This is a genomic window from Streptomyces sp. SPB074 (assembly GCF_000154905.1).
GTDB lineage: Bacteria > Actinomycetota > Actinomycetes > Streptomycetales > Streptomycetaceae > Streptomyces.
In genome coordinates this window covers 1,056,747-1,068,489 of record NZ_GG770539.1, presented here as the reverse complement: position 1 = coordinate 1,068,489, position 11,743 = coordinate 1,056,747, and the positions used below count along the sequence as shown (strand labels likewise).

Genomic DNA, 11,743 nt, shown 5'->3' with positions numbered 1-11,743 from the left:
CGCCGGGCAGGGCGTCGAGCACGCCCGCGCTCGTCCCCGCCTCCGGCACGGGCCAGCCGAGCGCGGCCACGGCCCGCACCACCTCGATCCCGGCCGTCACCCGCACGGGGCGCAGCGCGGGCGGACCCCCCGCCCCGGCGGCCGGGCCGACGACACCGAGCACCGCCCCGAAAGGCCCCGCGCCATCCGAACGCCCGTCCGCCATACCGTCTCCGTGTTCCTCGTACGGGCGTCCAAGAGCGCGCCGTGTGCGGGGAATCGTAGCGGGGGCGCGCCGCACGGGTGCCGGGGACGGCGGACGAGGCGTGCGAAGGGGCCGACCGGTCGTCAAAGGAGCGGCGCGCGGGGGGAGTCAGCCGCGTGCGGGACCCCCGCCCCGGTACGCGCACAGGAGTGCCGCGTCGTCCGCGAGGCGGTCGTGGGTGTGGCGCACCACGTCGTCCACGACCCACCGCGCGAGCCGGTCGCCGTCCTGTCCGGCGAAGAGGGGGAGGCGCTCGGCGAGCGGGTAGAAGGTCCCCTTCTCGTCCCTGGCCTCGATCACCCCGTCCGTGTAGAGCAGCAGCGTCTCGCCGGGGCGGAAGGCGTGCCGCTCCACCGCCCACGCGTCCGGGTCCAGGGCCGCGAGCCCCAGCGGCGGCGCCGGGCGGGCGGCCTCCAGGGCCTCCGGCCCGTCCGCGCGCAGGACGTAGGCGGGCGGGTGACCGCAGGACAGCAGCAGGACGTCCTCGCCCGCGTCGGGCACGTCCGCGAGCAGCGCGGTGGCGAAGTCCTCGGCCGCGCCCTTCTGTTCGTTGCTCCATACCAGTGCCGCGTCGAGGTGGGCGGCGAGCGCGGGCAGGCTCAGGCCGAGGTGGGAGGCGGAGCGGAAGGCGCCGAGGAGGAGCGCGGTGTCGTCGAGGGCGTCGAGGCCCTTGCCCCGGACGTCCCCGATCAGCAGCCGGGTGCCCTCGCGCGTGCGCACCACGCCGTAGAGGTCGCCGCCGATCTGCGCGATGTCGCCGGCGGCCCGGTACTCGGAGCCGAGCCGCAGCGGGCCGAGGCGGGCGGGAGGCGGGCGCAGCAGCACGTCGTTGGTCGCCTCGGCCATGGCGCGCACCCGGGCCAGCTCCGACTCGCGGCGGGTCCTGGCGCGGCTGTAGAGGACCAGGGCGAGCGAGATCAGGGCGACGGCGGCCACCTGCACCGCCGTGTTCGGGGTGTCGGTCTCCTCGCGGGCGAGGCCCAGGAGGAACTGGAGCACGACGGCGAGCACCCCCACGGCCGCCGTCGTGGCGGGCCCGGCCGAAGCGGCCGTCAGGGCGGGCGCGACCGCGAGGAGCGGGCCCAGGTGGACGGACCGGGGCACCGTCAGGTCGACCACGCTGAGAATCGCCATGGACGCCACCGGGATCAGTACGGCGGGACGCAGGACACGCCGGCGCCCCTGGCGGGCGGCGGACGGTGGGACCGGCTCAGACATGCCCCTATTCGTACCGCAATGCCCCAACCGGAGGTCGCCTTGCGCGGACGCCGGGCGGGGTGTCGGGCCGGGGGCGGGGTGTCGGGCCGCAGGTGGGGTGACGGGGTGGCAGGGCGACTGGGGCAGGGGTGCGCGTGCTCCCTCGGTCCGTCGCGTCCGCGCGCCCCCGCGAACCGCGTTCCTCCCACACCCCCCGGCGGAGCCCTGCTCCTCACTCCTCGACCGGCGTCCGCCCTCCCCGCGTGGACTCCCGCTCGGCCAGCCAGTGCGGCGCGTGGTGGACCTCGAACGGGGGAGGGGTCGTGGCGCTGATGCGGTCGGCCAGGCACTTCACGGCCAGCGCGGCGATCGCCGCCTTGTCGGGCACGACGGTCGTCAGCGAGGGCGCGCCGTAGCGCGCTTCCTCCGTGCCGTCGATGCCGGTCAGGGCGATGTCCTCGGGGATGCGCAGCCCGGCCTCGTAGAGGGCCCGGCGCGCGCCGAAGGCGAGCAGGTCGCTGAAGCAGGAGACCGCGTCCGGGCGGCGGTCCGGGGGCAGGGCGAGCAGCGCGCGCATCGCCGCCAGGCCGTTGCGCCGGTCGAACTCGTCCACGCGCGGCGCGAGCAGGGGATCGAAGGGCAGCCCGGCCTCGTGCAGAGCCTGCTGGAAGCCCTCCAGGCGCTGCCTGCTCGTCGCGGACCCCTTGCGGTCGTGCCCGATGGCGGCGATGCGCGTACGGCCCAGCGAGGCGAGGTGCGCGGTGGCGGAGCGCGCCGCGGCGACGTTGTCGATGAGGACGTGATCGGCGGCGACCCGGTCGCGCGCGTAGCTGCGCTCGCCGAGCAGGACGAGCGGGAAGGTGCCGGAGACGGGGGCGAGTTCCTCGGGCCTGGTGTGCAGGGGCGAGAGGATCACGCCGTCCAGGAGCGAGGCGCCCACGCCGCTCGCGAGCCGCAGTTCCTCGGCCGGGTCGCCGAGGGTCTCCTCGATGAGGACCGTCAGGCCCAGCGCGGTCGCCTCCGTGCGGACGTGCTGGGCGAGTTCGGCGAAGTACGGGCTCACCAGCTCCGGCACCACGAGCGCGATCATGCCGCTGCGCCCCGTGCGCAGCCGCCGCGCCGTGGGGTTGGGCCGGTACCCCAGCTCCGCCACGGCCTTCGCGACCCGGGCACGGGTCGACTCGGAGACCCGGGGCGCACCGCGTACAACGTTGGATACCGTTTTTATCGACACTCCCGCGCGCTGCGCCACGTCCTTGAGTGTCACCGCTGCCACAACCCGTGTCCTCTCTCGGGAAAAGGCCAGTCTAGAGCCCTGTTCACGGTGTGTGCCAGGGCCCTCCTCATCGGAAGAAGTCCGCCGCCGAAGGGTTGACCCCGGCGATATACGGCGGTTACAACGTGGGAACAGCAAGCGATTGCTGTCCGGAATCCACCGGCAGCCGCCACGCTCGTGGTCCCCCCTGCCCGCTCCGGGCGACGGGATGCCACCACGCGGGCACCCCGACGGGGACCTCCGCCGCCCCCGTCCGCACGCCATCCGCCACGCACGCCATCCACAACGCACCTCACCCGCAGAGAGGCCGCATGTCTTCGCCCACCCGCGCTCCCGCCAGCCCCCCGCCCGCACCCCTGCGCACCGCGGTCGTCGGGACCGGCGGCATCGCGCGCTCCAGCCACCTGCCCGCGCTGCGCGTCCTCGCCGAGGAGGGCACGACCGAACTCGTCGCGGCGGTCGACCTCGACGCCGCCTCGGCCGCCTCCTTCGCGGCGGAAGCGGGGATCGCGCACTCCTCCACCGACCTCGAAGCGACCCTCGCCGCCGTCCGCCCCGATCTCGTCGTCCTGAGCACGCCCCCCGCCGTGCACCGCGAGCAGGCCGTCGCGGCGCTGCGCGCCGGGGCCTGGGTGTGGTGCGAGAAGCCCCCGTGCCCCTCCCTCGCCGACCTCGACGCGATCACGGCAGCCGAACCCGGCGGCGAGGCCGGCCCGTACCTCTCCATCGTCTTCCAGCACCGCTTCGGCTCCGCCGCCCGGCACGTGCGCCGCCTGCTGCGCGAAGGCGCCTTCGGCAGGCCGCTCGTCGCCCACTGCCAGACCACCTGGTACCGCGACACGGCCTACTACGCCGCGCCCTGGCGCGGACGCTGGGCCACCGAGGGCGGCGGACCCGCGATGGGCCACGGCATCCACCAGAGCGACCTGCTCCTCGACCTGCTCGGCCCCTGGGAGGAGGTACGCGGCATGGCGGGCCGCCTCGTCCACGACGTCGAGACCGAGGACGTCTCCACCGCCCTCGTCCGCTTCGCCGACGGCACCCTCGCCACCGTCGTCAACAGCGTCCTGAGCCCCGACGAGGTCAGCCGCGTCCGCATCGACTGCGCCCTCGCCACCATCGAGGTCACCCACCTGTACGGCTACCGCAACGCGGACTGGCGCATCACGCCCGCCCCCGGCGTCCCCGAGGAGACCGTGGCCGCCTGGCGCGACTTCGGCCCCGACGAACCCAGCTCCCACCTCGCTCAGCTGCGCGCCCTCACCGCCGACGTCCTCGCCGGGCGCAGGCACCCCACCAGCGGCGAAGGCGCCCGCCGCACGCTGGAGTTCATCACCGCCCTGTACAAGTCCGCCTTCACCGGGACCGCCGTGCACGCCGGCGAGATCGCGCCCGGCGACCCGTACTACACCGCACTCCACGGCGGCGCGCCCGGCTGGGCCCCCGCCGAGGCAGGAGAGAACGCCGCATGACCCTCGTCCTGACCCACACCCACGGCGACCGCGTCACCCTCGCCCACGAGGCGACCGGGATCGAACTCCTCGCCTACGTCTACAAGCCCGAGGACCCCTGGGAGGCGCCCAAGCCCTACCTGCACCCGCTGCGCACCCTCTCCGGTGCCCTCGTCACCGACTACCGCCCCAACGACCACCGCTGGCACAAGGGCCTGCAACTGACCGCCTCGCACCTGTCGGGGCAGAACCTGTGGGGCGGCAACACCTACGTGCACGGCGAGGGCTACCTCGCCCTGCCCGAGCGCGTCGGCTCGATGGCCCACACCGGCTTCGGGACGGTGCGCGCCGAGGGCGACCGCGCCCTCATCGAGGAGACGCTGACCTGGCACCCGCACGACACGGCGGTGCTCTGGGCCGACGAGCGGCGCCGCATCGAGGTCGTGGCCGGCCGCGACTGCTGGTCGCTCACCTGGACCTCAGCCGTCACCAACCGCCGCGGCGAGCCGCTGCGCTTCGGCAGCCCCACCACCCACGGCCGCCCCGACGCCGGGTACACCGGGCTCTTCTGGCGCGGCCCGCGCGCCTTCCGGGGCGGCGAGACCTTCACCGCCGACAGCCCCGCCAAGCCCGGCGAGCGGGACCTGATGGGCACCCAGTCCGACTGGCTCGCCTACACCGGCGAGCACGACGGCCGCGACGGCCACGCAACGCTCGTCTTCGCGCACGCGCCCGGCAACGACCACCGGGGCGCGGCGGGCACCCACCCCGCCCACTGGTTCGTACGCAGCGAGCCCTTCGCCGCCGTCGCCCCCTCGTGGGCCTTCCACGAGGAACTGGTCCTCGCGCCCGGCGACTCCTTCACGCGCGCCTACCGCGTGACCGTCGCCGACGGCCGCTGGGACCGCGACCGCGTCCTCGCCCACTTCGAGGAGCAGCCGTGGTGAGCGACACCTACGAGGGCTTCCCGGGCGCGGTCGCCGTCTCCCGGCTCAGCGTCTACGACTGGCCCACGATCGACGGCCGGCCCGGCGGCGGCACCCCGCACCTCCACCTCGCCTGCACCGAGGGCTACGTCGTCGTCTCCGGGCGCGGCAGCGTGCAGACCCTCACCACCTCCGGCTACCGCGAGGACCCCCTCGAAGCGGGCGCCGTCGTCTGGTTCACGCCCGGCACCATCCACCGCCTCGTCAACGAGAACGCGCTGCGCATCACCGTCGTCATGCAGAACAGCGGACTGCCCGAGGCGGGCGACGCGGTGCTCACCCTGCCGCCCGAGCTGCTGACCGACCCCGCCACGTACGCGGACGCCGTCCGCATCCCCGCCGAGGGCACCGAGGAGGATCGCGCGCAGACCGCGCGCCGCCGCCGCGACCTCGCCACCCGCCGCTTCCTCGCCCTGCGCGAGGCCACCGAGCGGGGCGACCCGGCCCCGCTCGCCGCCTTCCACCGCGCCGCCGCCGCCCTCGTACGGCCCCAGCTCGACGCCTGGGCCACCCGCCTGCGGGAGGGCGCCGAGGCCGCCACCCGCGCGAGCGGCGCCCAGCTCGCCGCGCTCCGCGAGGGGGACGCCGCACACCTCGCCCGCGCCCGCGTCACCGCGACCGGGCCCACCGCACGAGGCCGCTTCGGCATGTGCGGACGCCTCGACGTCTACACCGGGGCCTGACCCGGCCCCGTACCCGCGCCCTCCCGCCCCCCCGCACCCCTGGGACCACCCATGCCCGAGCCACCCGTCCTCCGGCCCCGCCGGCGGACCTTCCTCGCCCTGAGCACCCTCGGCGCCACCGCAGCCCTCGCCCCGCTCTCCGCCTGCTCCTCGGACGACGCGGGCGGCGGCAAGGGCGTCACGCTCACCTTCTCCTGGTGGGGCAACGACGACCGCGCCTCCCGGACGAACGACGCCGTCAAGCTCTTCGAGAAGGAGTACCCCGGCATCACCGTCCGCACCTCCAACGCCGACTTCGGCTCCTACCTCACCAAGCTCGCCACGCAGGCGGCGGGCGGCGGCGTCCCCGACGTCGTCCAGCTCGACTACCGGCAGATCTCCCAGTACGCGGCCGGCGACGCCCTCGCCCGCCTGGACGAGCCGATCGACGCGGGCACCATCCGCACCGACGAGATGGACGACGCCTTCCTGCGCACCGGCACCTACCAGGGCCGCCAGTACGCCCTGCCCATGGGGCGCGGCATCACCGGCTACGCCTACGACTCCCACCTCTACGCCAAGGCCGGGATCGCCGCCCCCGAGCCCTCCTGGACCTGGGAGGAGTGGGCGGACGCCAACGTGCGCGTCCACCGCCTCGGGCTGCGCGGCCCCGACGGACGCACCGTCACGGGCGCCAACGACGGCGGCACCAACGAGGACGTCTTCGAGGACTGGCTGCGCGGCCGGGGCGGGCAGCTCTACGAGGACCAGCGCCGCCTCGCCTTCACCGAACGCGACCTCACCGCCTTCTGGACCTTCTGCGACACCCTCCGCAAGGAGGGCGCCGTCGCCGCCGCCCGGGACACCACCCAGGCCAAGAGCACCGAGACGAGCCCCATGGGCCGGGGCCTGGCCGCCGCCGACTTCACGTGGGACGCGCCCTTCCCCGGCTACCCCGCCCTCCTGGGCGAACAGGTCCACTACGGGCCCGTCCCCACCACCGGCGGACGCGCGGGCGCCTACTTCAAGCCGTCCATGCTCATCGGCATCGGCGCCCACTCCGCGCACCCGAAGGAGGCGGCGCGACTCGTCGACTTTCTCCTCAACGACCACCGCGCGGGCGACATCCTCGGCTTCTCCCGCTCCACCCCGCCCAACCGCGCCGTCGCCGCCCGCGTCGCCACCACCCTCAAGGGCGCCGAACGCGAGATCTACCAGTACGCGCAGGCCATGGAGAAGTACGGCCTCGCCGACCCGCCCACCGCCCCGCCCCGGGGTGACCTGGCCGTCCAGGCCGCTTTCGGGCGTACGTACCAGCGCGTCATGTTCGGCCTGTCCACCCCCCGGCAGGCCGCGCGCGAACTCATCGACCAGGCCAACCGGGAGCTGAGGCAATGAGCGTCCTGACCACCCGGCCCCCGGACCGCACCACCGGGCCGCCCGCGGCGCGCAAGGGCCGCGTCCGGCGCCGCCGCGAACAGCAGTGGCCCGCCTACGTCTTCCTCTCCCCGTGGATGATCGGCGCCGTCGCGCTGACGCTCGTCCCGATGGCGGTCTCCCTCTACCTCTCCTTCACCGACTACGACCTCTTCGACCCGCCGCACTGGGTCGGGCTGCGCAACTACACCGAGATGCTCACCGAGGACCCCCGCTACTGGCGGTCCGTCGGCACCACGCTCCTCTACGTCGTCGTCGCCGTCCCGCTCAAACTGGGCCTCGCGCTCGGCGTGGCGATGCTCCTCAAGAACCTCGGCCGGGGCCGCGCCTTCTACCGCTCCGCGTTCTACGCGCCCTCGCTCCTCGGCGCCAGCATGTCCATCGCGCTCGTGTGGCGCGCCCTGTTCAACGACGGCGGCACCGTCGCCCGCGTCCTGGACGCCGTCGGCATCCACACCGGGGGATGGGTCGGCAACACGGTCTACGCCGTCTTCGCCGTCGTCCAGCTCACCGTGTGGCAGTTCGGGGCGCCCATGGTCATCTTCCTCGCCGGGCTCAGCAGATCTCGCCCGACTCTACGAGGCCGCCGCCTCGACGCGCTGCCGCTGCGGCAGTTCCTCTCCGTCACCGTGCCGAAGCTCTCGCCCGTCGTCTTCTTCAACCTCGTCCTGGAGACCATCCAGTCCTTCCAGGTCTTCACCCCCGCCTTCGCCATCAGCGGCGGCGACGGCGGCCCCGCCGACTCGACGCTCTTCTACACCCTCTACCTCTACGAACGCGGCTTCACCGCCTCCCACATGGGCTACGCCGCCGCCATGGCCTGGATGCTGCTGCTCGCCATCGGGGCCGTCACCCTCATCCTCTTCCGCACCTCGCGGTCGTGGGTCTTCTACGCGGACGAGGAGGACCGGTGAGCACGCTCACGAAACGCTGGCTGCCGCACACCGTCGCCCTGGTGTGCCTGCTCCTCCTGCTCTACCCGCTCGGCTGGCTCGCCGCGACCTCGCTCAAGCCGGCCACCGAGGTCGCCACGAGCCTCAAGCTGTGGCCCAGCCACTTCGAGTGGTCCAACTACACGACGGCGCTCGACGGCGTCTCCGGCGTCCCCGTCGGCCGCCTGCTCGGCAACAGCCTGCTCATCGCGGGCGGCGCCGTCCTCGGCAACGTCCTGTCCTGCTCGCTGGCCGCCTACGCCTTCGCCCGGCTGCGGTTCCGGATGCGCAAGCCGATGTTCGGCTTCATGGTGGCGACGCTCATGCTGCCCCACCACGTCGTCCTGATCCCGCAGTACATCATCTTCAACCGGCTCGGCCTGGTGGACACCTACTGGCCGCTCATCCTGCCGAAGTTCCTCGCCACCGAGGCGTTCTTCGTCTTCCTCGTCGTGCAGTTCATGCGCGGACTGCCGCGCGAACTGGAGGAGTCGGCGCGCATCGACGGCTGCGGCGCCTTCCGCACCTACTGGGCCATCACGCTGCCGCTCAGCAGGCCCGCGCTGATCACCACGGCCATCTTCACCTTCATCTGGACGTGGAACGACTTCTTCACCCAGATGATCTACCTCTTCGCGCCGGAGAAGTTCACCATCACGCTCGCCCTGCGCAGCTTCGTGGACCAGTCGAGCACGTCCGCCTACGGACCGATGTTCGCGATGTCCGTCATCTCCGTCCTGCCCATCGTGCTCTTCTTCGCGGTCTTCCAGCGCTACCTCGTCCAGGGCATGGCCACCTCCGGACTGAAGGGCTGAACCGCCATGAGCCGCCGCGCACCCGCACCCGCACCCGCTCCCGCGCCCGGCCGCGCCCCGAGCCGCCCCGCTCCCGCGCCCGCCCCCGTGCCCGTGCGCACAGCCGCTGCCGCGCACACCTCCGCCCCCAGTGACCGCCGCGAACCCGGTGAGGTCTTCGGGCCCGCCTTCTCGCTCTTCGCCGACGTCCTCCTCGTCAGCCTCCTCACGAGCCTGTGCTGCCTCCCGGTCCTCACCGCGCCCGCCGCCTTCGCCGCCGCGTCCGCGACGCTCCGCGAGACGGCGGCGGGCGGCAGGACCGCCTCGGCCCGTACGTACCTGGGCGGCGTGCGCGCCCGCCTCGGGCCGCGCTCCTTGCTGCTGGGGCTGCTCCTGCCCGCCTTCGTCGTCGCCGTCCGCGCCGACCTCGCCCTCGCGGACGGGGACCTGCCGGGCCGGGCGCTCGTCGCCCCCGCCCTCGTCGTCCTCGCGCTCGGCGCCGGGGGTGCTCCTGCTGCGGGCGAGCGCGGCACCCGGGCCCCGTCACGGCGCGTACCGCCTGGCAGCGCGCGGCGGCCGACCCGCACGGCAGCCTCCTCCTGTGGCCGCCCTCGTGCTCGCCGCGCTCATCGCCTGGTCGATGCCCCTGCTGCTGCCGCTGCTCCCGGCCGCTCGCTTTCGCCGCGATCGCGTGTACTGCGATTCACCGCGAAGGCCGCGCGCTGAGCACCCCCCTCCCACCCGCCCCCTCCCCACGGAGGGCGTTCATGCACAGCCACCTCGACGTCGCCGGCCACCCGAGGCCGCAGCTCGTCCGCGACCCGGACTGGCGCGACCTCTGCGGTACGTGGGAGTTCGCCCACGACGACGCCGACCGGGGCCGCCGCGCCCGCTGGATGGCCCCGGAGACCACCGCCCCCTGGACCCGCGCCATCACCGTCCCCTACCCGCCCGAGTCGCCCGCCTCGGGCATCCACGACACCGGTCCGCACCCCGTGCTGTGGTACCGGCGCACCCTCGACCTGACCGCCCCCGCGCCGGGCCGCCGCCTCCTGCTCCACTTCGGTGCCGTCGATCACCGCGCCGAAGTCTGGCTCGACGGGCACCTCGCGGGCCGCCACGAGGGCGGGCACACCGGCTTCACCTGCGACCTCACCGGCCTCGTCACCACCGACGGCCCGCACGTCCTCGTCGTCCGCGCCGAGGACCGCCCGGACCCGGCGCAGCCGCGCGGCAAACAGGACTGGCGCGCCGAGCCGCACGTCATCTGGTATCACCGCACCTCCGGCATCTGGCAGCCCGTCTGGCTGGAGGAGGTCCCCGAGCAGCACCTCACCGCGCTGCACTGGGAGAGCGACATCGCCCACGCCCGCGTCCGCTGCCGCGCCCGCCTGGACCACTGGCCCGACCAGCTCCTCGATCTCACCGTCCGGCTGCGCCTCGGGGACCGCCTCCTCGCAGAGCAGCGGGTCCGCCTCGAAGGCCCCGAGAACGAGATGGACATCGCCGTGCCCGCCCTGCGCCACGGCCAGGACCTGGACGACCTGCTGTGGAGCCCCGAGCACCCGCACCTGGTGGACGCGACGCTCGAACTCACCGACGCCGCCGACGGCCGCCTCCTGGACCGCGTCCACTCCTACCTCGGGCTGCGCGACATCGGCTGGGACGACGGCGTCTTCCTCCTCAACCACAAGCCCTGCTTCCTGCGCTTCGCCCTCCAGCAGGGCTACTGGCCCGACTCGCACCTCGCCGCCCCGGCGGACGCGCTGCGCGAGGAGGCCGAGCTGGCCAGGTCCATCGGCCTCAACGGCCTGCGCCTGCACCAGAAGATCGAGGACCCGCGCTTCCTGTACTGGGCCGACCGGCTGGGGCTCATGCTGTGGGGCGAGATGCCCTCCGCGTACGCCTTCGGGACGCCCACCGTCGAGCGCGTGACGGCCGAGTGGACCGCCGCGGTGCTGCGCGACGTCAGCCACCCCTCCCTCGTCGCCTGGGTCCCCGTCAACGAGTCCTGGTCCGTGCCCCACCCCGCCGAAGTCCCGGCGCAGCGCCACTTCATGGACGCGCTCTACCACCTCACCAAGGCCCTCGACCCCTCCCGGCCCGCCGTCTCCAACGACGGCTGGGAGATCTCCGCCGCCGACATCTGGGGCGTGCACGACTACACGCAGGACGCGCGTGACCTGCGCGAGCGCTACGGCAAGCCGGTGCGCGGGGGTGCCTTCGGCGAGCGCTGGCCCGGCGCCCGGCGGCTGCTGCTCGACGGGGTGCGGCACACCGGACAGCCCGTCGTGCTCAGCGAGTTCGGCGGGGCGACCTTCGTGCCAGAGGAGAGCGCGCCCTGGTTCGGCTACGACACCGTGGACAGCCCGGAGGAGTTCGCCGAGCGCCTCGCCTCGCTCGTCTCCGCCGCCGAGGACTCCGGGCTCGCGGGCTACTGCTACACGCAGTTCACCGACACGCTCCAGGAGACCAACGGACTCCTGGACGCCGCCCGCCACCCCAAGATCGCACGGGAGACCCTGCGGGCCATCCTCTCCGGACGCCCGCGCTCCTGACCGGCGGGGGAGGGGCGTGCCCTTCACCGTGTGCCGCGCGGAGTCTTGACGCCGCCCCGGGCCGTTCCTACGGTGACCCACCGACAGCTCTGCATCGTTGTAAAACGCCCGTCGCGGTCCCGGCCACCCCCGGCCGGGACCGGCGGTTCACGAAGAAGGAGCCCCCCCACATGCGCGCGCGCCCGCCCCACCTCCCACGCCCCCTC

General features: G+C 74.2%; 11 protein-coding genes. 8 read left to right on the top strand and 3 right to left on the bottom strand.

The window, feature by feature from the left end:
* From SSBG_RS04385 to SSBG_RS04375, 3 genes are all read right to left on the bottom strand, one after another.
* The coding region (locus SSBG_RS04385; protein WP_037868921.1) for a hypothetical protein at positions 1-205 on the bottom strand (205 nt) is incomplete at its 3' end.
* A 147-nt stretch (positions 206-352) separates the two neighbouring features.
* Positions 353-1,462: a PP2C family protein-serine/threonine phosphatase gene (locus tag SSBG_RS04380; protein WP_008745012.1), complete on the bottom strand. Its 1,110-nt coding sequence runs from the start codon at positions 1,460-1,462 to the stop codon at positions 353-355.
* Between the two features lie 211 nt (positions 1,463-1,673).
* Complete coding sequence (locus tag SSBG_RS04375) at positions 1,674-2,717, bottom strand: LacI family DNA-binding transcriptional regulator (protein ID WP_008745011.1); 1,044 nt, start codon at positions 2,715-2,717, stop codon at positions 1,674-1,676.
* A 311-nt stretch (positions 2,718-3,028) separates the two neighbouring features.
* Between SSBG_RS04375 and SSBG_RS04370 the strand changes: the two genes are divergently transcribed.
* From SSBG_RS04370 to SSBG_RS04335, 8 genes are all read left to right on the top strand, one after another.
* The gene (locus SSBG_RS04370; protein ID WP_008745010.1) at positions 3,029-4,189 is read left to right on the top strand and encodes a Gfo/Idh/MocA family protein; all 1,161 of its coding nucleotides are present in this window, start codon (positions 3,029-3,031) and stop codon (positions 4,187-4,189) included.
* Positions 4,186-5,115: a PmoA family protein gene (locus SSBG_RS04365; protein ID WP_008745009.1), complete on the top strand. Its 930-nt coding sequence runs from the start codon at positions 4,186-4,188 to the stop codon at positions 5,113-5,115. Before SSBG_RS04370 ends, SSBG_RS04365 begins: the two co-directional genes overlap by 4 nt.
* On the top strand, positions 5,112-5,837 hold the full coding sequence (locus tag SSBG_RS04360) for a cupin domain-containing protein (RefSeq protein ID WP_037871076.1): 726 nt from the start codon (positions 5,112-5,114) through the stop codon (positions 5,835-5,837). The genes SSBG_RS04365 and SSBG_RS04360 overlap by 4 nt, the downstream gene beginning before the upstream one ends.
* Before the next feature lie 51 nt (positions 5,838-5,888).
* Entirely contained in the window at positions 5,889-7,214 is a 1,326-nt protein-coding gene (locus SSBG_RS04355) for an ABC transporter substrate-binding protein (RefSeq protein WP_037868920.1), read from the top strand.
* Positions 7,211-8,167, top strand: coding sequence for a carbohydrate ABC transporter permease (locus SSBG_RS04350; protein WP_037868918.1), 957 nt, complete (start codon positions 7,211-7,213; stop codon positions 8,165-8,167). Before SSBG_RS04355 ends, SSBG_RS04350 begins: the two co-directional genes overlap by 4 nt.
* Positions 8,164-9,000, top strand: coding sequence for a carbohydrate ABC transporter permease (locus tag SSBG_RS04345; RefSeq protein ID WP_037868916.1), 837 nt, complete (start codon positions 8,164-8,166; stop codon positions 8,998-9,000). Before SSBG_RS04350 ends, SSBG_RS04345 begins: the two co-directional genes overlap by 4 nt.
* 93 nt (positions 9,001-9,093) lie before the next feature.
* Positions 9,094-9,705 carry a hypothetical protein gene (locus SSBG_RS04340; protein ID WP_234010354.1) on the top strand — a complete coding sequence of 204 codons (612 nt, stop codon included), beginning with the start codon at positions 9,094-9,096 and terminating at the stop codon, positions 9,703-9,705.
* A gap of 41 nt (positions 9,706-9,746) precedes the next feature.
* Entirely contained in the window at positions 9,747-11,537 is a 1,791-nt protein-coding gene (locus tag SSBG_RS04335; RefSeq protein ID WP_037868913.1) for a glycoside hydrolase family 2 protein, read from the top strand.
* Positions 11,538-11,743 lie beyond the last annotated feature (206 nt).